This window comes from Pseudocitrobacter sp. 2023LY-00077, from assembly GCF_055796175.1.
The window spans coordinates 51,667-78,212 of the sequence record NZ_JBSPEI010000013.1; the positions used below are offsets into that span (position 1 = coordinate 51,667).

At 55.7% G+C, this 26,546-nt stretch carries 22 protein-coding genes; 14 read left to right on the top strand and 8 right to left on the bottom strand.

Translation table 11 applies throughout. The features are described 5' to 3' along the window. Positions 1-81: 81 nt before the first annotated feature. The 5 genes from phnL to phnP are packed head-to-tail and all read left to right on the top strand — an operon-like array spanning position 82 to position 3,633. Positions 82-762, top strand: coding sequence for a phosphonate C-P lyase system protein PhnL (phnL, locus tag ACWWFX_RS17055; RefSeq protein ID WP_473224339.1), 681 nt, complete (start codon positions 82-84; stop codon positions 760-762). Then, positions 759-1,895 carry an alpha-D-ribose 1-methylphosphonate 5-triphosphate diphosphatase gene (gene phnM, locus ACWWFX_RS17060; protein WP_097513027.1) on the top strand — a complete coding sequence of 379 codons (1,137 nt, stop codon included), beginning with the start codon at positions 759-761 and terminating at the stop codon, positions 1,893-1,895. Before phnL ends, phnM begins: the two co-directional genes overlap by 4 nt. After that, a complete protein-coding gene (gene phnN, locus ACWWFX_RS17065; RefSeq protein WP_276222082.1) occupies positions 1,895-2,452 on the top strand; it encodes a ribose 1,5-bisphosphokinase in 558 nt (185 codons plus the stop codon). The genes phnM and phnN overlap by 1 nt, the downstream gene beginning before the upstream one ends. Further along, positions 2,439-2,873: an aminoalkylphosphonate N-acetyltransferase gene (gene phnO / locus ACWWFX_RS17070; protein WP_001110490.1), complete on the top strand. Its 435-nt coding sequence runs from the start codon at positions 2,439-2,441 to the stop codon at positions 2,871-2,873. The genes phnN and phnO overlap by 14 nt, the downstream gene beginning before the upstream one ends. Before the next feature lies 1 nt (position 2,874). Continuing rightward, entirely contained in the window at positions 2,875-3,633 is a 759-nt protein-coding gene (phnP, locus tag ACWWFX_RS17075; RefSeq protein WP_473224340.1) for a phosphonate metabolism protein PhnP, read from the top strand. 28 nt (positions 3,634-3,661) lie between these two features. On the opposite strand, the gene yjdP is transcribed toward phnP, so the two are convergent. Next, on the bottom strand, positions 3,662-3,985 hold the full coding sequence (gene yjdP, locus ACWWFX_RS17080) for a DDRRRQL repeat protein YjdP (protein ID WP_157704549.1): 324 nt from the start codon (positions 3,983-3,985) through the stop codon (positions 3,662-3,664). A gap of 219 nt (positions 3,986-4,204) precedes the next feature. Between yjdP and ACWWFX_RS17085 the strand changes: the two genes are divergently transcribed. The 6 genes from ACWWFX_RS17085 to fdhF all read left to right on the top strand — a co-directional run bounded on the left by ACWWFX_RS17085 (position 4,205) and on the right by fdhF (position 13,483). Continuing rightward, on the top strand, positions 4,205-6,184 hold the full coding sequence (locus tag ACWWFX_RS17085; RefSeq protein WP_473224341.1) for an alkyl/aryl-sulfatase: 1,980 nt from the start codon (positions 4,205-4,207) through the stop codon (positions 6,182-6,184). A 213-nt stretch (positions 6,185-6,397) separates the two neighbouring features. Next, on the top strand, positions 6,398-6,664 hold the full coding sequence (locus ACWWFX_RS17090; protein WP_276222092.1) for a YtcA family lipoprotein: 267 nt from the start codon (positions 6,398-6,400) through the stop codon (positions 6,662-6,664). A gap of 18 nt (positions 6,665-6,682) precedes the next feature. Then, a complete protein-coding gene (mdtN, locus tag ACWWFX_RS17095; protein ID WP_473224342.1) occupies positions 6,683-7,714 on the top strand; it encodes a multidrug transporter subunit MdtN in 1,032 nt (343 codons plus the stop codon). Continuing rightward, positions 7,714-9,696, top strand: a complete 1,983-nt coding sequence (gene mdtO, locus ACWWFX_RS17100; protein WP_473224386.1) for a multidrug efflux transporter permease subunit MdtO — start codon at positions 7,714-7,716, stop codon at positions 9,694-9,696. Before mdtN ends, mdtO begins: the two co-directional genes overlap by 1 nt. Next, positions 9,693-11,141 (top strand): MdtP family multidrug efflux transporter outer membrane subunit, encoded by a 1,449-nt coding sequence (locus tag ACWWFX_RS17105; protein WP_276222096.1) that lies wholly within the window; start codon positions 9,693-9,695, stop codon positions 11,139-11,141. The genes mdtO and ACWWFX_RS17105 overlap by 4 nt, the downstream gene beginning before the upstream one ends. A gap of 194 nt (positions 11,142-11,335) precedes the next feature. Next, complete coding sequence (gene fdhF, locus ACWWFX_RS17110) at positions 11,336-13,483, top strand: formate dehydrogenase subunit alpha (protein WP_473224343.1); 2,148 nt, start codon at positions 11,336-11,338, stop codon at positions 13,481-13,483. A gap of 170 nt (positions 13,484-13,653) precedes the next feature. Here the strand turns inward: fdhF and gltP are convergent, their stop codons facing one another. Then, positions 13,654-14,967: a glutamate/aspartate:proton symporter GltP gene (gltP, locus tag ACWWFX_RS17115; RefSeq protein ID WP_015966293.1), complete on the bottom strand. Its 1,314-nt coding sequence runs from the start codon at positions 14,965-14,967 to the stop codon at positions 13,654-13,656. Between the two features lie 413 nt (positions 14,968-15,380). Between gltP and acs the strand changes: the two genes are divergently transcribed. From acs to actP, 3 genes are all read left to right on the top strand, one after another. Continuing rightward, positions 15,381-17,339, top strand: a complete 1,959-nt coding sequence (gene acs, locus ACWWFX_RS17120) for an acetate--CoA ligase (protein WP_276222100.1) — start codon at positions 15,381-15,383, stop codon at positions 17,337-17,339. A 119-nt stretch (positions 17,340-17,458) separates the two neighbouring features. Continuing rightward, positions 17,459-17,773 carry a DUF485 domain-containing protein gene (locus ACWWFX_RS17125; protein WP_276222102.1) on the top strand — a complete coding sequence of 105 codons (315 nt, stop codon included), beginning with the start codon at positions 17,459-17,461 and terminating at the stop codon, positions 17,771-17,773. After that, positions 17,770-19,419 carry a cation/acetate symporter ActP gene (gene actP, locus ACWWFX_RS17130; RefSeq protein ID WP_473224344.1) on the top strand — a complete coding sequence of 550 codons (1,650 nt, stop codon included), beginning with the start codon at positions 17,770-17,772 and terminating at the stop codon, positions 19,417-19,419. Before ACWWFX_RS17125 ends, actP begins: the two co-directional genes overlap by 4 nt. Positions 19,420-19,453: 34 nt before the next feature. Here actP and ACWWFX_RS17135 read toward each other — a convergent pair whose 3' ends face one another. The 6 genes from ACWWFX_RS17135 to ACWWFX_RS17160 all read right to left on the bottom strand — a co-directional run bounded on the left by ACWWFX_RS17135 (position 19,454) and on the right by ACWWFX_RS17160 (position 26,521). After that, positions 19,454-20,101 carry a hypothetical protein gene (locus ACWWFX_RS17135; RefSeq protein ID WP_473224345.1) on the bottom strand — a complete coding sequence of 216 codons (648 nt, stop codon included), beginning with the start codon at positions 20,099-20,101 and terminating at the stop codon, positions 19,454-19,456. Positions 20,102-20,220: 119 nt separating this feature from the next. Next, a complete protein-coding gene (locus ACWWFX_RS17140) occupies positions 20,221-21,600 on the bottom strand; it encodes an amidohydrolase family protein (RefSeq protein ID WP_473224346.1) in 1,380 nt (459 codons plus the stop codon). A 9-nt stretch (positions 21,601-21,609) separates the two neighbouring features. Continuing rightward, positions 21,610-22,560, bottom strand: coding sequence for a carbamate kinase family protein (locus ACWWFX_RS17145; protein ID WP_085008420.1), 951 nt, complete (start codon positions 22,558-22,560; stop codon positions 21,610-21,612). Positions 22,561-22,702: 142 nt separating this feature from the next. Further along, a complete protein-coding gene (locus tag ACWWFX_RS17150; protein ID WP_135492016.1) occupies positions 22,703-24,121 on the bottom strand; it encodes a YlbE family protein in 1,419 nt (472 codons plus the stop codon). Then, positions 24,121-25,668: an acyl-CoA synthetase FdrA gene (gene fdrA, locus ACWWFX_RS17155; protein WP_473224347.1), complete on the bottom strand. Its 1,548-nt coding sequence runs from the start codon at positions 25,666-25,668 to the stop codon at positions 24,121-24,123. The genes ACWWFX_RS17150 and fdrA overlap by 1 nt, the downstream gene beginning before the upstream one ends. Continuing rightward, positions 25,658-26,521 carry an oxamate carbamoyltransferase subunit AllH family protein gene (locus tag ACWWFX_RS17160; RefSeq protein WP_473224348.1) on the bottom strand — a complete coding sequence of 288 codons (864 nt, stop codon included), beginning with the start codon at positions 26,519-26,521 and terminating at the stop codon, positions 25,658-25,660. Before ACWWFX_RS17160 ends, fdrA begins: the two co-directional genes overlap by 11 nt. Positions 26,522-26,546: the final 25 nt, after the last annotated feature.

A 26,546-nucleotide genomic window follows, 5' to 3' on the forward strand; every position in this document is an offset into this window, starting at 1 on the left:
CCCCTCGCCCCTTCGGGGAGAGGGTTAGGGTGAGGGGCAATGTGTGCACCGCTCCCCAATATGCGAACCACGAGGCGAAAAATGATTAACGTACAAAACGTCAGTAAAACCTTCATCCTGCACCAGCAAAACGGCGTGCGCCTGCCCGTCTTACAACGTGCCTCACTCACCGTCAACGCGGGCGAATGCGTGGTGCTCCACGGCCATTCCGGCAGCGGCAAATCAACCCTGCTGCGCTCGCTGTACGCTAACTATCTGCCCGACGAAGGGCAAATTCAGATTAAACACGGTGACGAATGGGTAGACCTGGTCACCGCGCCAGCGCGCAAGGTGGTGGAAATCCGCAAAACCACCGTCGGCTGGGTGAGCCAGTTTCTGCGCGTCATCCCGCGTATTTCGGCACTGGAAGTGGTGATGCAGCCGCTGCTCGATACCGGCGTACCGCGTGAAGCCTGCGCCACTAAAGCCGCGCGTCTGCTCACGCGCCTGAACGTGCCGGAACGTCTGTGGCACCTTGCGCCATCCACCTTCTCCGGCGGCGAACAGCAGCGTGTCAACATCGCCCGCGGCTTTATCGTCGACTACCCCATTCTGCTGCTCGACGAACCTACCGCCTCGCTGGACGCCAAAAACAGCGCCGCCGTAGTGGAACTGATCCGCGAAGCCAAAGCCCGTGGCGCGGCCATCGTCGGCATCTTCCATGACGAAGCCGTACGCAATGACGTCGCCGACCGCCTGCACCCAATGGGAGCCTCTGCATGATTATCAATAACGTTAAGCTGGTGCTGGAAAACGAGGTGGTACACGGTTCGCTGGAAGTACAGGATGGCGAAATCCGCGCCTTTGCCGAAAGCCAGAGCCGCCTGCCGGACGCGATGGACGGCGAAGGCGGCTGGCTGCTGCCGGGGCTGATTGAGCTGCATACCGACAACCTCGATAAATTCTTCACCCCGCGCCCGAAAGTTGACTGGCCTGCCCACTCGGCGATGAGCAGCCACGACGCGCTGATGGTGGCGAGCGGCATCACCACCGTACTGGACGCCGTGGCGATTGGCGACGTGCGCGACGGCGGCGATCGGCTGGAGAATCTGGAGAAGATGATCAACGCCATCGAAGAGACGCAGAAACGCGGTGTCAACCGCGCCGAGCACCGTCTGCACCTGCGCTGTGAACTGCCGCATCACACTACGCTGCCGCTGTTTGAAAAACTGGTGCAGCGCGAGCCGGTCACGCTGGTGTCGCTGATGGACCACTCACCGGGCCAGCGCCAGTTCGCCAACCGCGAGAAGTATCGCGAATATTATCAGGGCAAATACTCGCTCACCGATGCGCAGATGCAGCAGTATGAAGAGGAGCAGCTGGCGCTTGCCGCACGCTGGTCGCAGCCGAATCGCGAAACCATCGCCGCCCTGTGCCGCGCCCGACAAATTGCTCTCGCCAGCCACGATGATGCCACGCACGCGCACGTTGCCGAATCCCACCAGCTTGGCAGCGTAATCGCCGAATTTCCCACCACCTTCGAAGCAGCGGAAGCTTCGCGTAAGCATGGCATGAACGTACTGATGGGCGCGCCCAATATCGTGCGCGGCGGTTCGCACTCCGGCAACGTGGCGGCCAGTGAACTGGCGCAGCTTGGCCTGCTGGATATCCTCTCTTCCGACTACTACCCCGCCAGCCTGCTCGATGCGGCATTTCGCGTCGCCGATGACGAGAGCAACCGCTTTACGCTGCCGCAGGCGGTGAAGCTGGTGACCAAAAACCCGGCCCAGGCGCTGAATCTTCAGGATCGCGGGGTGATTGGCGAGGGCAAACGCGCCGACCTGGTGCTGGCGCATCGCAAGGGCAATCACATTCACATCGACCACGTCTGGCGTCAGGGGAAAAGGGTGTTTTGATGATGGGAAAACTGATTTGGTTGATGGGGCCGTCCGGCTCCGGGAAAGATAGCCTGCTGGCGGAACTCCGCCTGCGGGAACAAACTCAGTTACTGGTGGCGCATCGCTACATCACGCGCGATGCCAGTGCCGGAAGTGAAAATCATATCGCCCTGAGCGAGCAGGAGTTTTTTTCTCGCGCGGGGCAGCAACTCTTCGCGTTGAGCTGGCATGCCAACAGCTACTACTACGGTGTCGGGCTGGAGATCGACCTCTGGCTGCACGCTGGATTCGACGTAGTAGTCAACGGCTCACGCGCGCATTTGCCGCAGGCGCGGGCACGCTATGAATCGGCGCTGCTGCCCATCTGTTTACAGGTTTCGCCGGAGATCCTGCGCCAGCGTCTGGAAAACCGTGGCCGTGAAAACGCCAGTGAAATTAACGCCCGCCTGGCGCGCGCCGCCCGCTATACTCCACAGGATTGCCATACGCTCAACAATGACGGCAGCCTGCGCCAGTCGGTCGACACGCTGCTGACGCTGATCCATCAGAAGGAGAAACACCATGCCTGCTTGTGAGCTTCGCCCGGCCACGCAATACGATACCGACGCGGTTTACGCGCTGATATGTGAGCTAAAACAGGCGGAGTTTGACCATCACGCGTTTCGCGTGGGCTTTAACGCCAATCTGCGCGACCCGAACATGCGCTACCATCTGGCGCTGCTGGATGGCGAAGTTGTCGGCATGATCGGCCTGCATTTGCAGTTTCATCTGCATCATGTCAACTGGATCGGCGAAATTCAGGAACTGGTGGTGATGCCGCAGGCGCGCGGTCTGAACGTTGGCAGCAAGTTGCTGGCATGGGCAGAAGAAGAAGCCCGCCAGGCCGGGGCCGAAATGACCGAGCTTTCCACCAACGTGAAGCGCCACGACGCGCACCGTTTCTATCTGCGCGAAGGCTACGAGCAGAGCCACTTCCGCTTCACGAAGGCGCTGTAACATGAGCCTGACCCTCACGCTCACCGGCACCGGCGGCGCACAGGGCGTTCCCGCATGGGGCTGCGAGTGCGTGGCCTGCGCCAGAGCTCGGCGCTCGCCGCAGTATCGCCGCCAGCCATGCAGCGGCGTGGTGCAGTTTAACGAGGCTGTCACCCTGATCGACGCCGGGCGGCACGATCTCGCCGATCGCTGGTCGCCCGGATCGTTCCAGCAGTTTTTGCTGACGCACTATCATATGGATCACGTGCAGGGGCTGTTCCCGCTACGCTGGGGCGTGGGCGATGCGATCCCGGTCTACGGCCCGCCGGATGAACAGGGCTGCGACGATCTGTTTAAACATCCGGGCCTGCTTGATTTCAGCCACTCGGTGGAGCCGTTTGTGGTGTTTGATTTGCAGGGGTTGCAGGTCACGCCGCTGCCGCTTAACCATTCGAAACTCACTTTCGGCTATTTACTGGAAACGGCGCATAGCCGGGTGGCGTGGCTGTCTGACACCGCTGGCCTGCCGGAAAAAACGCTGAAATTTTTACTCAATAATCATCCGCAGGTGATGGTGATTGATTGCAGCCACCCGCCGCGCGAGGATGCACCGCGTAATCACTGCGATTTAAACATCGTGCTGGCGCTGAATGAGGTTATCCGCTCGCCACGGGTGATTCTGACGCACATCAGCCACCAGTTTGATGCGTGGCTGATGGAGAACGCGCTGCCGTCAGGGTTTGAGGCGGGGTTTGATGGGATGGAGATTAGGGTAGCGTGATAGGGTTGGTCATGGGCGCGCTGCCCCCTCACCGCTCATACTCATCTTCCAGCCTCTGCCGCTCATCCTCTAGCTGCCGACGTTCCTGATCAAGCTGGCGCTGGCGGTCATCAAGCTGCCTGCGTCGGTCCTCCAGTTGGCGGCGACGGTCGTCATATTGCTGGCGGCTGTTATCATTCTGATAGCGCCCGTCGTCATAGTCGCGGTCATCATCATCACTGGCACGATTGCTGGAGGGATTATAGGCATCGTTAATTGCCTGCTGAATGTTGCCTATCGCATCATCAATCACATCGGCATGCGCAAGTGGGCTCATCAGCACAAACAACAAGACGGTAAGGTAACGTTTCATCAGGAAAGTCTCACACAACCAGAGTGTGAAGACGTTAATGAAACGTTAGAAAGTAAAACAGCGGAGAATTCTCAAATTTGAATAGCACAATAACCTAACGATAATAGTTAATTCGGTCACAATGAAACTACCCCCATTTAAAATGTTATTATAATAATCTCCATTTTTGCCCTTCTTATTATTTATTTCACGAATAATTAAATGGAGATTAGATATTTTATGAATGGAAATTTCAGATTAACGAAAACCTGTCTGGCGCTTTCCGCAATTATGGGTTTTATGATTCAATCCGTCAGCGCGGCAGAAACAGCAAAAGACGCGACAACCTTTACTAAATCCGTCAACCAGCAGTATCAACAATCATTGCCCTTTAGCGATCGCCAGGATTTCGACGACGCGCAACGCGGATTTATTGCACCATTATTAAATGACGGTGAATTAAAAACACCTGATGGCAAAGTCTATTACCGCGCACTGGATTACCAGTTTGATATCAATGCGCCAGCGCCGGATACCATCAACCCCAGCCTGTGGCGTCAATCGCAGGTCAACGGTATCTCCGGGCTGTTTAAAGTCACTGACCGTATGTATCAGGTGCGCAGCCAGGATATTTCAAACATCACCTTCATCGAGGGCGATACCGGCATCATCGTCATCGACCCGCTGGTAACGCCGAACGCCGCGAAAGCCAGCCTCGACCTTTACTACAAACACCGCCCGCAGAAGCCGGTTGTGGCCGTGATTTATACCCACAGCCATACTGACCACTATGGCGGCGTGAAAGGGCTTGTATCGGAAGCCGATGTGAAAGCGGGCAAAGTACAGATCATCGCCCCGGAAGGCTTTATGGAAGAGGCGATCAGTGAAAACGTGCTGGCAGGCAATATCATGAGCCGCCGCGCGCTTTACTCCTACGGCCTGCTGCTGCCACATAACGCGCAGGGCAATATCGGTAACGGCCTTGGCGTTACGCTCACCACCGGAGACCCGACGATCATTGCCCCAACCCGTATCATTACCAAAACCGGTCAAAAACTGAATATCGACGGGCTGGACTTCGAGTTCCTGATGGCACCAGGCAGCGAAGCACCGTCAGAAATGCACCTCTATATTCCGGCGCTGAAAGCCCTTTGCACAGCGGAAAACAGCACCCATACTCTGCATAACTTCTACACCCTGCGCGGCGCGAAAACCCGTGATACCGCGAAATGGACCGATTACCTGAACGAAACGCTGGATAAATGGGGTTCCCAGGCTGAAGTGCTGTTTATGCCACACACCTGGCCGGTGTGGGGTAATCAGCACATTAATGATTACATCGGCAAATATCGCGACACCATCAAGTACATTCATGACCAGACGCTGCATTTAGCGAATCAGGGTTACACCATGAATGAAATCGGCAATATGATTCATCTGCCGGAAACGCTGGATAAAAACTGGGCCAGTCGTGGCTACTATGGTTCCGTCAGCCATAACGCCCGTGCGGTGTATAACTTCTATCTCGGCTACTACGACGGTAACCCGGCCAACCTGAATCCTTATGGTCAGGTGGATATGGGTAAACGCTATGTCAAAGCGCTGGGCGGCTCCGCACATGCTATCAACCTCGCACGTGAAGCCTACAACCAGGGCGACTACCGTTGGGCATCCGAACTGCTGAAACAGGTGATTGCAGCCGATCCAGGCGATCAGGTCGCGAAAAACCTGCAAGCAGATACCTTTGAACAGCTCGGCTATCAGGCAGAGTCCGCCACCTGGCGCGGTTTCTACCTGACCGGTGCGAAAGAGCTGCGTGAAGGCGTGCACAAGTTCTCCCACGCCAGCACCGCCTCTTCCGATACCATCAAAGGCATGACCGTTGAGATGCTGCTCGATTACCTCGCCGTACGACTGGACAGCGAGAAAGCCGCAGGTAAATCTATCAGCCTGAACTTTAACCTCTCAGGCAACGATAATCTGAACCTTTCGCTCGATAATAGCGTGCTGAACTACCGCAAAGCGTTGCAGACAAAAGCAGACGCCTCATTCTATATGAGCCGCAGCGATCTGCACGATGTGTTGGTCGGTCAGGCTAAAATGGTCGATTTGATAAAAGCGAAAAAGGTTAAAGTTATTGGTAATGCCAATAAATTAAATGAAATCATATCGTGCATGGATAATTTTGAATTGTGGACCAATGTTGTCACGCCTAATTAATCATTAACTTGTATTAAAAAGCGCCCCTTTATATGAGGGGCGCTTTTAATTATTTAAATTATAAATCATTCATGAATCAGATATTAAATAGCGCAAGTAAAATCAATTTTCCGCAAATCGCTCTGTTTATAATTCCCAGACTCGGCGGCGCTGGCGTTTTAAACATTTAGCAGGGCTATTAATAGATTCATTTATCCTTCAGGAAAATAGAACATGGACAGGTTTTTTTCTCTCTCAGGCAAGCTGCTACTGCTTCCCTTGCTTCTGCTGTCAGGATGCACCTTTTCGCCGGCCATCCCGGTCATTGGCGCATATTATCCTGACTGGCTTTTTTGCATCATTGGCGGGGTCCTCCTGACGCTTATTGTCCGCCGCTTCCTCATTCGTACGAACAGCGTTCCGCACCTGGGTTTCCCGGGGCTGATTTATACCGCGCTGTTTGCGCTTTTCTCCATGCTGTTATGGCTGGCCTTCTTTTAATTTTATCGAGACGCACACATGGAAAGTACGCCAAAAAAATCGACCAACACAAAGGCACCCGCTCTGATCCTCGTTCTGGTGGCTATCGTGGTTATGATTTATGTCATCTGGCGCGTCGACAGCGCGCCATCCACCAACGATGCCTATGTTTACGCCGATACCGTCGATGTGGTGCCGGAAGTTAGCGGTCGTATTGTCGATATGGCGGTGCAGGACAACCAGTTGGTTAAGCAAGGCGATGTGCTGATGCGCATTGACCCGCGCCCGTATGAAGCCAGTCTGGATAAAGCCAAAGCGTCGCTGATTGCGCTCGATAAACAAATTATGCTGATGCAGCGCAGCGTTGACGCGCAACAGCACGGCGCCGATTCCGTGGAAGCCGCCGTCGCCAAAGCGCGCGCCGCCGCCGCACAGGCCACCAAAACGCTGCAACGTACCGAGCCGCTGCTGGCGCAGGGCTTTGTCTCCGCCGAAGACGTTGACCGCGCTCGTACGGCACAGCGTGCCGCAGAAGCCGATCTCAATGCCATTCTGGAACAGGCGAAACAAGCGGCCAGTGCAGTCAGCGGCGTCGATGCGCTGGAAGCCCAGCGGGATGTGGTACAGGCAGACATCGCCTTAACCGAGTTGCATCTGGAAATGGCAACCGTCCGCGCGCCGTTTGATGGCCGTGTGGTGGCGCTGAAAACGGCCGTCGGTCAGTTCGCCTCTGCCATGAAACCGGTCTTTACCCTGATCGACACCAACCACTGGTACGTTATCGCCAACTTCCGCGAAACCGAGCTGAAGAACATCCACAGCGGTACTCCCGCCACCCTTCGCCTGATGAGCGACTCCGGTAAAACCTTTACCGGCAAGGTGGACTCTATCGGCTACGGCGTAATGCCGGACGATGGCGGCATGGTGCTCGGCGGCCTGCCGCGCGTTTCCCGCTCCATTAACTGGGTTCGCGTTGCCCAGCGTTTCCCGGTGAAAATCATGGTCGATAAACCGGATGCTGACATGTTCCGCATCGGCGCATCGGCGGTTGCTAACCTTGAGCCGCAATGATGAAGGCGCTTGATTACCTGCCGTTGCCGCTGGTGAAGCTGCTGAGTTTCTTCCACGAAGAACTCAGCGAGCAGCGCCCTGGCCGCTTCCCGCAGACAATGCAGCTCTGGGCGGGCTGTTTGCTGGTGGTGCTTATCTCCATGACCTTCGAGATCCCCTTTTTGGCAATCTCGCTGGCGGTGTTGTTCTACGGTATTCAGTCCAACGCCTTCTATACCAAATTCGTGGCGATCCTCTTTGTGGTCGCCACGGTGCTGGAAATCGGCAGTCTGTTCCTGATCTATAAATGGTCCTACGGTTATCCGCTGGTACGCATGGTCGTGGCCGGGTTGATCCTCATCGGCTGTATGTTTCTGATGCGCACTCACAAGCTGGGGCTGGTGTTCTTTGCCGTCGCCATAGTGGCGATTTACGGCCAGACCTTCCCCGGCATGCTCGATTACCCGGAAATCGTACTGCGCCTGACGCTCTGGTGCATCGTGGTCGGTCTCTACCCAACGCTGCTGATGGTACTGATGGGCGTGCTGTGGTTCCCGGAGCGGGCGATTGGCCAGATGCGTGGCGGGCTATGCAGTCACCTTGACGAAGCCATTCATCGCTTAACACAACCAGCCATACCAACGGGCGAAAAACAGCTTGAACGCGACGCGCTGGCGCTGCAAAAGTTGAACGTTTTTTGTCTGGCCGATGACGCCGCGTGGAAAAGTCACAGCCCCTGGTGGCAAACCTGCGTGGCAACCGTGACGTACCTGCGCACCACGCTCAACCGCTTTGATGCTGCGGCGTGGGCGAATGACCCGGCAGTGCAAAATTTATTGCCTGAACTGGCCACAGAAATGCGCTCGCTGAGCAGCGCGATTAGCGCTGGCGAACCGTGGCGAGGAAGCTGGCAACCCACGGAAGAACAGCATGCCGCCGCGCAGCGTTGCGGCCTTAGCGGCGTGTGTCAGGCACTGATTCAGCTTGGCAAAATGGACCCGGATACTCCACCCGCCCCGGCAGCAAAACAACCGTCGATGGCAGCGGATGCCTGGACTAACCCGGCCTACATCCGCTATGCGCTGAAAACGCTGCTGGCCTGCATGGTCTGCTACCTCTTTTATTCCGGCGTCGAGTGGGAAGGCATTCATACCTGTATGCTCACCTGCGTGATTGTCGCAAACCCCAGCATCGGTTCCTCTTATCAGAAGATGAGTCTGCGTTTTGGTGGCGCGTTCTTCGGCGCGATTTTTGCCCTGCTGTTTACCCTGCTGGTCATGCCGTGGCTGGATAACATCGTCGAGTTACTGTGCGTGCTGGCGCCGATTTTCCTGCTCGGTTCATGGCTGGCGACCAGTTCCGAACGCTCGTCTTACATCGGCACACAAATGGTTGTCACCTTTGCGCTGGCAACGCTTGAGAACGTGTTCGGCCCCAGCTACGACCTGGTTGAAATCCGCGACCGCGCACTCGGCATTCTAATCGGTACCGCCGTTTCCGCTGTTATCTACACCTTTATCTGGCCTGAGAGCGAAGCGCAATCGCTGCCGCAGAAACTGGCCGGTGCGCTGGCGATACTCGCCAAAGCCATCCGCCTGCCGCATACCCAGGGCGGCGCGGCGCTGACGGGTTATCTGCAACTGCGTATTGGCTGTCACGCGGCGTTTAATGCCAGCGAAGAGATGTGCGAGCGCGTCGCGCTGGAGCGCCATTTTTCTGCCGATGAGCGCGACCGATTAGTCAGCCACAGCGAGGCGGTGATCCGCCAGGGGCGCGAAATGCTCTACGCCTGGGATAAGCACCCCGATGCAGAACACGCCGCTGCGCTTGCTGATGCGCTGGACGCCTACGCCAGCGGGCTAGCGCAGAACGGCAGCATCACGCCGACATTGAGCCCGGCTGCACGCGACAACCCCACCGCGCAGCACCTCACTCTTTTACCCGACTGGAGCAACCCGCCGCCCGTAGAGGCCGCGCGGGCGCAAGGAGCTATGCCACAATGACCCGACATTTTTCCCGCTTGCTGATTTGCAGCCTGCTCGGCACCACCACGCTGCTCTCCGGCTGCGCGTTGATCCGCAAAGACGGAACGCCGAGCCCGCAAATCGCCCCCGAGCAGATCAAGCTCGCCGACGACATTCATCTGGCAAGCCAGGGCTGGCCACAGGCCCAGTGGTGGAAACAGTTTCACGATCCGCAACTGGATGCGCTGATCGCCAGAACCCTTGCCGGATCGCACACGCTGGCCGAGGCGAAGCAGCATGAAGAAAAAGCGCAGTCGCAGGCTGAACTGCTGGAAGCCGGTTCACGGTTGCAAATGGCGGCGATCGGTATGTTGAACCGCCAGCGCGTTTCGGCCAGCGGCTTCCTGAGCCCTTATGCGATGGATGCGCCACGTTTAGGCATGGACGGGCCGTATTACACGGAAGCGACCGTCGGCGTGGTCGCCGGGTTTGATCTCGATTTATGGGGCGTGCATCGTTCAGCCGTCGAGGCCGCCATTGGCGCGAAAAACGCGGCGCTGGCAGAAACCGCCGCCGTCGAACTGTCGTTGACCACGGGCGTCGCCCAGCTGTATTACAGCCAGCAGGCGAATTACCAGATGCTTGATTTACTGGAGCAAACGCGTGATGTCATTGATTACGCGGTGCAGGCGCATCAAAGTAAAGTTAATCAGGGTCTGGAGGCAAAAGTACCGTGGCACGGCGCGCGCGCGCAGTTGCTGGCGGTGGAAAAACAAATCGCCGCTGTGAAAGGCCAAATCAAAGAGACGCGGGAATCGTTGCGCGCCATCATCGGCGCAACCGATATGCCGGACCTCAAACCGGTAGCGCTGCCGCAGGTTGATACCGGGCTGCCGTCGTCGCTCTCGTATGAATTGCTCGCTCGTCGTCCGGACCTTCAGGCCATGCGCTGGTACGTGCAGGCATCGTTGAGCCAGGTCGATGCCGCACGCGCGCTCTTCTATCCGAGCTTTGATATCAAAGCCTTCTTCGGCTTCGACGCTATTCACCTTGAGGATATGTTCAAAAGCCCGAGCAAGCAGATCAACTTCATCCCCGGCCTGCGTCTGCCACTGTTTGACGGCGGGCGGCTGAACGCCAATCTGGCGAGTACGCGCGCCAGCAGCAACATGCTGATTGAGCGCTACAACCAGTCGGTGCTCAACGCGGTACGCGATGTGGCGATTAACGGCTCACGCCTGCAAACGCTTAACGACCAGCGCGTCATGCAGACCGAACGCATCGACGCCGCGCGTTATACCCAGGCCGCCGCACAAGCCGCGTACAGGCAGGGCCTAGGCAGTCGCTTGCAGGCAACCGAAGCCCAGCTTCCAGTACTGGCGGAGCAAATGTCGCTGATGATGCTCGACACCCATCGGGTCATTGAAAATATTCAGCTCATAAAATCGCTGGGCGGCGGCTATCAGGCCATCAATCAAAAGTAATCTTCTCGCCGCGTGCCCCGTCACGCGGCGACCCTTCGACACGTCAAAACTGACGACAGACTGTTTTTCGTCAGGGTTTTGTCTAAATAACCCCCGTAATATCCGTGGATACCCACAATAAAAACATGGCATAGAACCTGCATAATAAAAGCCGTTAAGCGCGTTTACGCTGATTGATAACTGGAGCAAGACCGATGAAAAAAGTCGTCACGGTTTGCCCGTATTGCGCCTCAGGTTGCAAAATCAACCTGGTGGTCGATAACGGGAAAGTCGTTAAGGCTGAAGCGGCGATGGGGAAAACCAACCAGGGCACGCTGTGCCTGAAGGGTTATTACGGCTGGGATTTTATTAACGATACCCAGATCCTGACTCCGCGCCTGAAAAGCCCAATGATCCGTCGCCAGCGCGGCGGCAAGCTGGAAGCCGTCTCCTGGGACGAAGCCCTGAATTACGTTGCTGACCGCCTGAGCGCGATCAAAGCAAAATATGGCCCAGACGCCATTCAAACGACCGGCTCCTCTCGTGGTACCGGTAATGAAACGAACTATGTGATGCAAAAATTTGCGCGCGCCGTTATTGGTACCAATAACGTCGATTGCTGCGCACGTGTCTGACACGGCCCATCGGTTGCAGGTCTGCACCAGTCGGTCGGTAATGGCGCAATGAGTAATGCCATCACAGAAATTGATAACACGGATCTCGTGTTCATCTTCGGGTATAACCCGGCAGATTCACACCCGATTGTGGCGAATCACGTGATTAACGCCAAACGCAATGGGGCAAAAATTATCGTCTGCGATCCGCGCAAAATTGAAACCGCGCGCATTGCTGATATGCACATCGCATTGAAAAACGGCTCGAACATCGCGCTGCTCAATGCTATCGGGCATGTCATTATCGAAGAAAATCTGTATGACCAGGCGTTCGTCGCTGGCCGTACCGAAGGCTTCGAAGAGTACCGCAAAATTGTTGAAGGCTATACGCCGGAGTCCGTCGAGGAAATCACCGGCGTGAGCGCGCAGGAAATTCGCCAGTGCGCCCGTATGTATGCTTCAGCGAAAAGCGCGGCGATCCTGTGGGGCATGGGCGTGACTCAGTTCTATCAGGGCGTAGAAACCGTGCGTTCTCTGACCAGCCTGGCGATGCTGACCGGCAACCTTGGGAAACCAAGCGTCGGCGTAAACCCGGTTCGCGGTCAGAACAACGTACAGGGCGCGTGCGATATGGGCGCACTGCCGGATACCTATCCGGGTTATCAGTACGTCAAATTCCCGGAAAACCGCGAGAAATTCGCCAAAGCCTGGGGCGTTGACAGCCTGCCGGAACACACCGGTTATCGTATCAGTGAGCTGCCGCACCGCGTCGCACATGGTGAAGTGCGTGCCGCCTACATTATGGGTGAAGATCCGCTCCAGACTGACGCTGAACTCTCTGCCGTGCGTAAAGCGTTCGACGAACTGGAACTGGTGATTGTGCAGGACATCTTTATGACTAAAACCGCCTCGGCGGCTGACGTCATTCTGCCGTCCACCTCCTGGGGTGAGCACGAAGGGGTTTACACCGCGGCTGACCGTGGCTTCCAGCGTTTCTTCAAGGCCGTTGAGCCGAAATGGGACCTGAAAACCGACTGGCAGATCATCAGTGAAATCGCCACCCGCATGGGCTATCCGATGCACTACAACAACACTCAGGAAATCTGGGATGAGTTGCGTCATCTTTGCCCGGACTTCCTCGGTGCGACCTATGAAAAAATGGGCGAGCTGGGGTACATCATGTGGCCGTGCCGCGATGAATCTGACGCCGACCAGGGGACGTCGTATCTCTTTAAAGAGAAGTTCGACACGCCGAACGGTCTGGCGCAGTTCTTCACCTGCGACTGGGTTGCGCCTATCGACAAACTCACCGACGAGTACCCGATGGTGCTGTCGACGGTGCGTGAAGTTGGGCACTACTCCTGCCGTTCGATGACCGGTAACTGTGCGGCACTTGCCGCGCTGGCGGATGAACCAGGCTACGCGCAAATCAACACGGCTGATGCGGCACGCCTCGGCATTGAAGATGAAGCGCTGGTGTGGGTCAATTCACGCAAAGGGAAAATCATTACCCGTGCTCAGGTGAGCGATCGCCCGAATAAAGGCGCGGTGTATATGACCTACCAGTGGTGGATTGGCGCGTGTAACGAGCTGGTGAGTGAAAACTTAAGCCCGATTACCAAGACGCCGGAGTACAAGTACTGTGCGGTCAACGTTGAGCCGATTGCGGACCAACAGGCGGCAGAGCAGTATGTGATTCAGGAATACGACAAGCTGAAAGCCCGTCTGCGCGAAAGCGCGTTGGGTTAATAACGAAACGCCCCCTCACCCCGGCCCTCTCCCAAAGGGAGAGGGTGAAAACCGGCGCTGTATTTAAGTACGTGCACCATCGGTTCCCTCTCCCTCTGGGAGAGGGTTAGGGTGAGGGGCAAACCAACAAAAACGGGGATGAAAATCATCCCCGTTTTTGTTGCCGAACGTTACATATTCGCTTTCTTATCAAATTTACCCAGCACATCGCGTTCATACGCCAGCGCTTTTTTGCGGTCAAATTTGTGTTCCCACTTGGCGATAACCAGCACCGCCAGAGCATTACCTACCACGTTCAGCGCGGTACGCGCCATGTCGAGGATACGGTCAACACCGGCAATAAACGCCAGGCCTTCCAGCGGAATACCCACGCTGCCCAATGTCGCCAGCAGAACCACGAATGAAACGCCCGGTACGCCAGCAATCCCTTTCGAGGTCACCATCAGGGTCAGCACCAGAATGATTTCCTGCCAGATAGAAAGCTCAATACCGTACAACTGCGCAATAAAGATCGCCGCAATACTCTGATACAGCGTTGAACCATCAAGGTTGAAGGAGTATCCGGTCGGGACCACGAAGCTGGTGATCGCCGGTGGCGCGCCGTAGGCTTCCATCTTCTCGATAATACGCGGCAGCACGCTCTCGGAACTGGCGGTGGAGTACGCCAGAATCAGCTCATCTTTCAGGATAAGAATCAGGGTCCAGATACTCAGTTTACAGATGCGCGCAACCGCGCCCAGCACCACCAGCGCGAAGAACAGGATCGCGGCATAAACCAGAATCACCAGCTTCGCCAGCGGCCACAGTGATGCAAACCCAAAGTTGGCGACCGTCACCGAGATCAGCGCAAAGACACCGACCGGCGCATAACGCATCACCATATGGGTGACTTTAAACATGGTTTCAGAGATGGAGCGGAAAACGGTAACCAGCGGTTCGCGGTGCGTCGCAGGCAACGAGGAAAGGCCAAGACCAAACAGCACCGAGAAGAAGATGATCGGCAGCATATCGCCCTTCGCCATCGACGCAATAATATTGGTCGGCACCAGCGAAAGAATCGTGCCCATCAGACCGTGCGCATGACTTTGGACATCCGCCGTGGTGCTTTGGTATTTCGAAATATCCACCGTCGCCAGTTGCGACATATCAATGCCCGCACCCGGCTGGAAGACGTTGGCAAGCGTAATCCCGAGGATAATCGCCACCGTGGTGATCACTTCGAAATAGATAATGGTTTTTGCGCCGATTCGCCCCAACTGTTTGGCATCGCCCACGCCCGCAATCCCCACGATAAGGGTGGAGATCACAATCGGTACGACGATCATTTTAATCAGATGGATAAAGATATCACCCGCCGGTGATAAAAGGTTAGCAATCAACCATTCACGGCTATCACTTTGATAATGCAGGTAACTACCCAGCAGGATGCCCAGAATAAGGGCAATCAAAATCTGCCAGGCGAGGCTGATTCTCGTTTTTTTCATAACAACAGACTTCCTCAATGAAAGCTACCATTCCAAAAAGGAATGACATCTACTTGAAAGGGATGATTTGTGTTGCGTTTGTTTATGGGGTTTTTTAACGCGCAGTATCAGTATCATCTGGACGGTATGTTGCGCAACCCTTTAAGAACAGGGCTTTTCACTCCCTTCACGCATATTCTCATTAATTTCTACCAATAAACTATTATAAGTTTTTGTTATAAATAATAATTTTTTTTCACATTTTTCATAAATAACGGCTGGCAATTATTTTCCTTCAAAGAATCAAATGCACATTATTTGAACAATTCTAATAATGCGTGATCTGTCGCCCAAATAGTAAACAAAGGTCGCAATACCCCTACAATTAACTTTTTGGCGACATATTATTAACATCTTACAAGGAGAAAAAAAGCATGAGCCAAATACACAAACACTCAATTCCTGCGAACATTGCAGACCGTTGCCTGATCAACCCGGAGCAGTACCAGCAGAGATACCAGCTCTCTATCTCCGATCCTGATGCATTCTGGGGAGAAGAAGGTAAAATTCTCGACTGGATCCAACCTTACACAAAGGTCAAGAACACCTCGTTTGCGCCGGGCAACATCTCCATTAAATGGTATGAAGATGGCACCCTGAACCTGGCGGCGAACTGCCTGGATAGACACCTGCAAGAGCGCGGCGACCAGACCGCCATTATCTGGGAAGGCGACGACGCCAGCCAGAGCAAAAACATTACCTATAAAGAACTGCATCGCGACGTCTGCCGCTTCGCTAACGTCCTGCTCTCGCTGGGCATTAAGAAAGGCGACGTGGTCGCAATTTATATGCCGATGGTGCCGGAAGCCGCAGTCGCTATGCTGGCCTGCGCCCGTATTGGCGCGGTGCATTCGGTTATCTTCGGCGGCTTCTCACCGGAAGCGGTAGCCGGGCGTATTATCGACTCCAGTTCACGTCTGGTTATCACCGCTGACGAAGGCGTGCGCGCCGGGCGCGGGATCCCGCTGAAGAAAAACGTCGATGATGCGCTGAAAAACCCGAACGTCAAGACCATCGAAAACGTGGTGGTGCTGAAGCGTACCGGCGGCAATATCGACTGGCATGAAGGTCGCGACCTGTGGTGGAGCGACCTGATTGAAAAAGCTGACGACCAGCATCAGCCGGAAGCAATGAACGCCGAAGATCCACTGTTTATCCTTTACACCTCCGGCTCAACCGGGAAACCGAAAGGCGTACTGCACACCACTGGCGGCTACCTGGTCTACGCGGCGACGACCTTCAAATATACGTTTGATTATCATCCGGGCGACATCTACTGGTGCACCGCGGATGTCGGCTGGGTCACCGGCCACAGCTACCTGCTTTACGGCCCGTTGGCCTGCGGCGCAACTACGCTGATGTTTGAAGGCGTGCCGAACTCACCGACCCCGGCGCGTATGTGCCAGGTTGTCGATAAACACAAAGTTAATATTCTCTACACCGCGCCAACGGCGATCCGCGCCCTGATGGCGGAAGGCGATAAGGCGATTGAAGGTACCGACCGCTCTTCCCTGCGCATTCTCGGTTCCGTCGGCGAGCCGATTAACCCGGAAGCGTGGGAGTGGTACTGGAAGAAAATCGGCAAAGAGAAATGCCCGGTGATCGACACCTGGTGGCAGACCGAGACCGGTGGCTTCATGATCACCCCGCTGCCGGGCGCGACTGAACTGAAAGCCGGTTCCGCCAGCCGTCCGTTCTTCGGCGTACAGCCTGCACTGGTGGATAACGAAGGGAATCCGCAGGAAGGCGCGACCGAAGGCAACCTGGTGATCACCGACTCCTGGCCAGGCCAGGCTCGCACGCTTTTCGGCGATCACGAGCGATTTGAGCAGACCTACTTCTCCACCTTCAAAAATATGTATTTCAGCGGTGACGGCGCACGTCGCGACGAAGATGGCTATTACTGGATAACGGGGCGCGTCGATGACGTGCTGAACGTCTCCGGTCACCGCCTGGGTACGGCAGAAATCGAGTCGGCGCTGGTGTCGCATCCGAAAGTCGCGGAAGCGGCGGTAGTTGGCATTCCACACAACATTAAAGGCCAGGCGATTTACGCCTACGTGACGCTGAATCATGGTGAAGAGCCGACGCCGGCACTGTACACCGAAGTGCGTAACTGGGTGCGTAAAGAGATTGGCCCGCTGGCGACGCCGGACGTGCTGCACTGGACAGATTCATTACCCAAAACGCGTTCGGGCAAAATCATGCGCCGCATTCTGCGCAAAATTGCCGCGGGCGATACCAGCAACCTCGGCGACACCTCGACGCTCGCCGATCCGGGCGTGGTGGATAAACTGCTCGAAGAGAAGCAGGCGATTACCATGCCTTCATAACCATACCTTGCCCGGTGGCGCTTCGCTTACCGGGCCTACGGTAGGCCGGATAAGCGAAGCGCCATCCGGCAACTGCTTGCCCCATAACAAACCCCACTTTTACCTCTGGAGACTCTGTGATGAATGACACCATTTATCAGCGGATAGAAGACAGTGCGCGTTTCAGGGAGTTAGTCGAAAAACGGCAACGGTTTGCCACCATTCTGTCGATTATCATGCTGGTGGTTTATATCAGCTTTATCCTTTTGATTGCTTTCGCGCCTGGCTGGCTGGGCACACCGCTGCATGCGGGTACCAGCGTCACCCGGGGTATTCCGATTGGTGTGGGCGTGATTCTTATCTCCTTCGCCCTGACCGGTATTTATATCTGGCGCGCAAACGGCGAGTTCGATCGTCTTAACAAAGCGGTACTGCACGAGGTAAAAGCATCATGAAGCGAGTCCTGACGGCGCTTGCCGCCACACTACCCTTCGCCGCCAATGCAGCCGATGCGATTAGCGGTGCTGTACAGCGCCAGCCGACTAACTGGCAGGCGATTATCATGTTCCTTATTTTCGTCCTGTTTACGCTTGGGATCACCTACTGGGCCTCTAAACGCGTGCGCTCGCGTAACGACTATTACACCGCAGGCGGCAATATCACTGGCTTCCAGAACGGACTGGCGATTGCGGGTGACTATATGTCTGCCGCATCATTCCTCGGGATCTCCGCGCTGGTCTTTACCTCCGGCTATGATGGGCTTATCTACTCTCTCGGCTTCCTGGTGGGCTGGCCCATCATTCTGTTCCTGATTGCCGAGCGCCTGCGTAACCTGGGCCGCTACACCTTTGCGGACGTCGCCTCATATCGTCTGAAACAGGGGCCGATTCGTATTCTCTCTGCCTGTGGCTCGCTGGTCGTCGTCGCGCTGTACCTCATCGCCCAGATGGTCGGTGCGGGTAAACTGATTGAGCTGCTGTTCGGCCTGAACTACCACATCGCGGTGGTGCTGGTTGGCGTGTTGATGATGATGTACGTGCTGTTTGGCGGCATGCTCGCCACCACGTGGGTACAGATTATCAAAGCCGTGCTGCTGCTGTTTGGCGCGAGTTTTATGGCCTTTATGGTGATGAAACACGTGGGCTTCAGCTTCAATAACCTGTTCACTGAAGCCATGGCGGTTCACCCGAAAGGCGAAGCCATTATGAGTCCTGGCGGGCTGGTAAAAGATCCGATTTCCGCGCTATCGTTAGGCCTTGGCCTGATGTTCGGTACGGCGGGGCTGCCACATATTCTGATGCGTTTCTTCACGGTCAGCGATGCCCGCGAAGCGCGTAAAAGCGTGTTCTACGCCACCGGCTTTATGGGTTACTTCTACATCCTGACCTTTATCATCGGCTTTGGCGCAATCATGCTGGTGGGGGCGAACCCGGTCTATAAAGATGCGGCTGGCGCGCTGATTGGTGGTAACAACATGGCGGCGGTTCACCTGGCCAATGCGGTCGGCGGTAACCTGTTCCTCGGCTTTATCTCCGCTGTGGCCTTCGCCACCATTCTGGCGGTCGTCGCCGGGCTGACGCTGGCAGGCGCTTCGGCGGTCTCACATGACCTTTACGCTAACGTCTTCCGTAAAGGCGCCACCGAGCGTGAAGAGCTGCGTGTTTCGAAAATCACCGTATTGATTCTGGGCGTGATTGCTATCGTGCTGGGCGTGCTGTTTGAAAACCAGAACATCGCCTTCATGGTTGGCCTGGCGTTTGCCATTGCCGCCAGCTGCAACTTCCCAATCATCCTGCTCTCCATGTACTGGTCAAAACTGACCACCCGTGGCGCGATGCTGGGCGGCTGGTTAGGCCTGCTGACAGCGGTGGTGCTGATGATTCTCGGCCCAACCATTTGGGTACAGATCCTCGGCCACGAAAAAGCCATCTTCCCGTATGAATACCCGGCGCTGTTCTCCATCACCGTGGCATTCCTGGGGATTTGGTTCTTCTCGGCAACCGACAACTCTGCTGAGGGTAACCTTGAGCGCGAGCAGTTCCGCGCCCAGTTTATCCGTTCGCAAACCGGACTCGGCGTCGAGCAGGGGCGCGCGCATTAATGTTAGATTCCCCGGTCGAAAGGCCGGGGAAGCCTTATCCTGCAAAGAAAACACGCAATAATTTCAGTTGCCCATCTATCATCCCAAATTCCAGTATGGTTGTGCCATCACACACACTCGGTGGGATTTGCTCATTAGCCTGCGAGCCAATATTCAGCGTAATACCATCGTCAGAGATATTCCCCGACATTGCCAGTTCACATATGCCCGTGACGTAATGGCGCGCCCCTTTCTCTTCGTAATAGAAACGCCCGTCATCGAGGGGATAATACGTTCTTTTTTGCTCCACAGGCGTCAGCGACTGACTGAGATAATCATCAATCCATTGCGTACCCGGATGGATCGTGAATTTTGTTACGTTATGCAGACGCCGCATAATGGTTTCTGAATGGCGATCAAATAACGCTTCTGTGAAGGGTTCAGATTCAGGCAACTCAATCTCAGCGAGAAAGCCGAAATAGGTATCGTAGGGGAATTTTAAGAAGGTTTTTAGTTTCGTGGCATCCTTTGCACTCAGTGCTTGCTGAAACTTTTGCAATTGCGTTAAGGCATCTTTTTTCTGCTCCTGCGTGACCAGGGGCTGTACGCGCACCGCCTCGCATTCGCGTTGTGAATTTCCAGCAGGGCAAGTTGCCAGGACGGCCTGGCTCAGAAACAGCAGAGATAACCAAAAATATTTCACGGTGTCTATCCATCCCTGGATAAAAAAGATAACCCGCAGTGTACGTCATGGGCAAAACGCAGAGGATAGCGGGTTTTAAAATCGGAATAGTGCCTGCCCATATATCCCTGCTGAGGACGTTACACCACACTCCCCCACACCAGTTGCCCTTTATGGAACGTCGCCGTTCTCGGCGAGATACGCGCCACCGCCTCGGCAGAACAGGAGGCGTCCACCAGCACAAAGCTGGCGTCATCCTGCGCTTTTGGCCACACACGCTCGCCTTTTTCGTTGAGCGGCAATACATCGCCAGTGGCTAAAAACAGCGAGCGGGAGAGGTTCTGTTCGTTAGGACGAATATAGAGCTGCGCGTACAGATTGGCTTTTTCCAGCATGTCGCCCAGGCCGTAAGGCGACCAGTGGTCGATAACGCTGTCAGTGCCAGTCATCACTTTTACGCCTTTGTCGTGCAGCTGTTTGAGCGGCATATGCAACGTGCCAATCGGCACCGTCGAGGCGATAGAAATTTGCTGCGCCACCATCCGGTGCGCCAGCTCATCGACCTGTTGCTCGTTGAGCGTTGCCAGCGCAAAGGCGTGACTGATGGTCAGCTTGCCCTTCAGCTGTGGCGTTTTCTCTACCGTTTCAACCATATAGTTGATGGCTGCCACGCCTGCCGGAGTGGTTTCGTGCAGGTGAATATCGACGCCTTTGTCGTAGTCCAGCGCAATCTGGAACATGGTGTCGAGGGATTTTTCCATCGCGCCATCAACACTGGTTGGGTCCAGCCCGCCGACGTAATGCGCCCCCGCCTGCATCGCTTCGCGCATTAAGGGTTCCGATTTTGACAGCAGCAAACCGTGCTGCGGGAAGGCGACAATTTCACACTCGAAGCCCGCCTGACGTCGCGCCAGCACCGCCTGCAAATTTTGCAGATTTTTCAGGCCGGAAACCGGTTCGATATTGCAGTGGCTGCGGGCAATGGTAGTGCCTTTCGACTGCAATAAATCGATCAGTTTTTCCGCTCGTTCCTGAGTGTACGGTTGCAGCTCCGGCAGCATTTTCTGCTCGAGTTTGATCATGTCCTGGATGGTGGTGCCTGCCGGACGATTGAGCGAGCGCCACGGCCCGCCGTAAAAGGTTTTGTCAAGATGAATATGCATGTCGCGGGTGGTAGGCAGCATCAGCTTACCGCCAGCGTCATAGTGCGGCAGCGTGGCGTCCGGATGCTGCTTATTCTCGCGCAGGGCGACAATTTTGCCGTCCTGAATCTCCACGGTCTGGCGCGCCGTGCGGGTCTGCACCGCCACGCCATTTTCGTAGTCAAAACCGGTTTCCAGCAGCACGTTATCGAGATAGTAATGCGGGTCAGTGATTTTCATGGTGTTGTTCGCTTCGCAGTTTAGGGTGCCAGCTACCGCCGCATGGGCGAGCGGCACAGAGGTACCAAACAGCGCGGCGGCGGTAACCATCTTACCGCTCTGGCTCAAAAACTCACGACGGCTATTGCTTTCTTTCATCTTACGTCCTTACGTTTTAATAATATGGGTGCCCGTTTCGCCACGCAGCGCCGCGGGCAGGCATTCCGGCGTGGTGATAATCACTTCTTTGCCGCCCTGTTCCAGGAACGTCAGGCTGGCGATGATTTTTGGCAACATGCTGCCGGGCGGGAAATGCCCTTCCTGCATATAGCGGGTCATGGTGGCAATATCCACCCGATCGAGCGCCTGCTGCTGCGGCTTGCCAAAGTGAATACACACTTTTTCCACGCCGGTGGTGATCACCAGAATGTCGGCGTGAATTTCGCGCGCCAGCAGCGCGGTAGAGAGATCTTTGTCGATAACCGCGTCCACGCTTTGGTAATCCCCCGCGTCAGTACGCACCACTGGAATTCCGCCGCCGCCTGCGCCAATCACCACAAAGCCTTGCTGGATCAGCGCCTTAATGGCTGGTGCTTCGACAATACGTTTCGGTTCCGGCGAGGCGACCACGCGGCGATAGCCGCGTCCGGCATCTTCAACAAAACGCCAGTCAGGGTTAGCCTTTTGTAATTCGTCACGCTGGCTTTCACTGAAGAATGCGCCAATGGGTTTGGTGGGATGGGCAAACCCCGGGTCGTTTTTATCCACTTCCACCTGAGTCACCACGGTGACGGCTTTTTTCTCCCCGTGACGCGCCAGCCGGTTGTTCAGCGCCTGTTGGATCAGATAGCCGATGCCGCCTTGCGTATCTGCCACACAGTTCGCCAGCGGCGTTAAGGGCAGCCCTTCACGCTCGTGGGCTATCTCCGCGCGGCGTAAATCCAGACCGACCTGCGGCCCGTTGCCGTGGGTCAGCACAATGTCGTAATCGGAAGCCAGCATTTCCAGCACCGTATCGGCGACGGCTTTCACCGCCTCCGCCTGATGCTCAATCGACTGGCTGGCGTTATCTTTGATAATGCTGTTGCCACCAATGGCAACGACCACAAGTTCTTTCATGTTGTTATGTCCGCTACAGAGGGTGATGGGGTTATGACCAACGCCAAATTGCCTGATGCGCTACGCTTATCAGGCCTACCATTCTTGCGCCATTCGTAGGCCGGATAAGGCGTTCACGCCGCATCCGGCATAAACATGTAAGTCAGACGCCGTAACGTTCGCACCAGCCAAGAATGGCTTTCTCGAAGCAGGCGAATGGCGGATGCACAATACCCGCGCCAATCATGCCCACGCCCGCATCTTTATGGGCGATGGCGGTGTTGATCACCGGCAGAATGCCGCTGCTGCCAACGCGGGTGATGTCGATAGCCGACGGCACGCCCATAAAACCGAGCAGCGGAATGGTGACGTTCGGGTTTTCACCGAGGGTGATTTCGCGCATCTGACGAGAGAAATCGATAGCCTCTTCCACCGTGCCCCCCACCAGCGCGACGATTGCAGGCGCGGTCGCCATAGCAAATCCGCCAATACCGTAGGTTTCGGTGATGGCGCTGTCGCCGATATCCAGCCCCGAATCTTCCGGCTTATAACCGGCAAACATCGGGCCGATGACCTGCTGCGCCGGACCGGTAAACCATTGCCCCGGTAATCCGCTGACCCGCAGGCCAAACTCGACGCCGTTACGCGCCATCGTGGTGACCACGGTGCTGTATTCGATGCCGTGCGCCGCATCCATCGCCGCTTTACACATCGCCATCCACGTCGGGCCGGAGAAGTAGTCGCTGCTGGCGACAAACTCAAACACTTCGCGCTGTTGCTCGACGGAATAACCTGCCTGAATAATCCCCGGCGTCAGCGCCTGAATCAGCAGCGTCGTCCCGGCGTTATTGCGGTTATGGCACTCATCGCCCATATGCAGCGCTTGCGCCAGCATTAAGCGCAGATCGATCTCGCCGATAATTTTCATCGCGTCGCGCAGCATTGGCCCCTGCACATCGCGCATCCAGTTGAGGCGGTCAATCACGCTCTGATCGTTGGCACCCATACGCAAAATCTTCGCCATCTGCTCGCTCATGTTGGTGTAAGCGACGTTGCCGTAGGTTTTGTTTTTCACGATGTGCATAAACATCGAGGCCGAGGTGACACCCGCCATTGATCCCACACAGTCGTGTTCGTGGCACGGCGAGAAAGTGATCTCCCCGGAAGCCGCCAGTTCAGCCGCCTCGTCGAGATCTTTCGCCAGCCCTTCGAACACCAGTGCCCCGGTGACCGCGCCTTTCATCGCGCCGCACATTTTTTCCCAGGTAACCGGCGGCCCGGCGTGAAGAATGGTTTTCGGCGTCATGCCCGGTACCACGTTGATCGCCTGATCAAAACCAATCAGCACCGGATGGGACTGGATAATGCGCTCCAGCGCCTGCTGGTTAGCGGCGGCGATTTTGTCTGCCAGCGGTGAATCGGCAATGTTGTCCAGCGCCTGCACCACCTGCATATTGCCCTGCCCCGGCGGCGTCCAGTCGAGTTGGGTCACTTCTACATGCTGCTTTTTCAGGTCATCGCTAAACATGGCGATGCCGACGTTAATAACGTTCAACGGTTGGCTAAACAGTGACTGGCTCATCAGGCTTCCTCCCCTTTGCAGATAAATTCACGCGCCAGCAATCCGGTATTGGTGCTGCTGCTGGCCAGAATCGCTCCGGCATCAAGCAGCATCTGGCTTTGTTGTGCTAACGATGGCGTATCGAGATCGGTACCCAGCACATAGGCGAGAATGATCAACTCGCGTCCTTCGGCTGCGGCGATCGCTTTCGCTTCTTTGATCGCCTCGAGGGTGGAGCCGACCGGATCTTCATGCGATCCAAATCCGAGCACAAAATCCATCACGATCACCGCCACTTCTGGATCGCGCGCTTCTTCGATCAAGCGGCTGATGCGGTTGGTGGGGTCGATCATCGGGTGCGGCTTGCCGTTGGTGAAGTCGTCATCGCCAAAGTCGAGGAAGGTGTGTTTGATACTGCGGTTGATATCTTTCAGGCGGAATTCAGGATCGGGCTGGATGTTGCTGTAGACATCGCCGTGTTTTTCCATCACCGCGAACATGGTTTCGTCACACAGCGTGCCGCCGCAGAACAGGCCACGAATGTACTTCTGCTGCGGTTTCAGGCGAGCACGTACGTCAGCAATCAACGGCTGGTTCAGGGTATGCAGGTCGAGATGTTCCTGTTTCACGCCGGAGAGCATCACTGCTTTCAGCGCCGCCTCTTTGGTGCCGCGGGCAAACTGTAGCCCCTGCTCGTCCACTGGCGTTTCACCACGACCGAGGAAACAGACCACCACTGGCTTACGGCAGGTGCGCGCGCGTTCCAGCACTTTGCGGGCCACCGCAGGCGCAGGCGGTTTGGAGATCAGCGCGATGATTTCAGTTTGCGGATCGTTTTCCAGCATCCCGATAGCGTCGAGCATCATCAGGCCGCCGATTTTCTCGCTCAGGTCGCGCCCGCCGGTGCCGATCAGTTGTGAAACGCCGCCGCCAAATTCATGGATACGGACGCTCAGTTCCTGGCTACCTGTGCCGGATGCGCCAACAATACCGATGTTGCCGCGACGCACGGCGTTACCAAAACAGAGCGCCGCGCCGTTAATAATCGCCGTGCCGCAGTCTGGCCCCATCATCAGCAGCCCTTTTTCGTGGGCCAGTTGCTTGAGCGCCAGTTCATCTTCAACCGAGACGTTATCGGAAAACAGCATCACGTTAAGGTCGTTTTGCAGCGCCTGACGCGCTTCGCGAGCGGCAAACAGACCGTTGACCGAAATCACTGCCAGGTTACTTTCCGGGATATGCTTTTTGGCGCTGGCAAGGGTAGCGTAACGCGCCTCATGCGAGCCGCTTTGCGCTTTGCTGTTGAACAGTTCTTCAATCTCCGCCAGCAACTGCTCGTTGTCAGCGCCCGCTTTGCCATTGATGACAATCATCAGGTCGCCGTTTTTCGCCTGTTCCAGCTCCGGCGTCAGCAGCCCTAAATTCTTCAGCACGCCTTTGTTCATTTCAGTCGCCATCGCCACAAATGCCTGCTCGACGCCGTCGAGTTTATTTGCACGCGTGGAGATAGACATCAGCGAGACAGAATCAAAATAGGTATTCGGTTTAATGACTATTTTAACTGACATAATTCCCTCCGTAGGTTTGGCTCAGCGCACAACCATCAGCCATGCCATACAGCATGTCGCAGCCGGAACTGGAGCCAATATTTTTAATACCAGCGATATTCTTTTCCGATAATTGCCAGGGTTCATTAATCAGGCTGGCAATAAACGCAAAGATATTTTCACGATAACGATAATCAAATGCCGCCTCGAGCGTCGTGGCACTCAAGGATGTTGTATTTTTTCTGGCGCACGCCAAAGCCGATATAAATTCATCACGCAGATGCGCTGCCGGGTGACCAGGAATAAAAAGAATCGCACTCATCCCCACCAGATAATCATCGGAAGACGGCGTGAGCCCGATGCCTAAACCTATCATTTGCGTAACGGCGGACGTGATATTTAAATTATTAAGCAGCGCCTTAAGAAGTATTTTCCGGTTGCACTGCAATTGCTCAGAGATCGCCTGATAAAAAGGGTTACTCCCACCGCCAAGAAAAAGCGTTTCATGCGTTTGCAGTTGCTGAGTAATTGTATCGCGCCATTTAAGCCACGGTATCTGGTGAAAACGTTCGGCACTCAGCATTAATTTCGGCGGTTGCCAGCAACGACATGAAACCGTATCAATTTTCAGCTTATCAGCAACCCTGATTCCGTGAGGATGCAACTGAATCAACTGGCCCGGCTGAAATGAATCATCAAAGTGAGTGAGCGCTAACCTACAGCTGTTTGGGGCGTTGTCGCAGGTTTCACTGAGCAGCGTCAGCCATCGCTGCCGGGCAGGCAGCCAGAGATTAACCGCCCGGTTAAATACCTGTGCAATCTGCCCTGAGCCTCGTTCGGCCAGAAAACGCGCATCAGCCGTTAGCGCCTGCACACACCGGAGTTGAGGTGTGTTAATG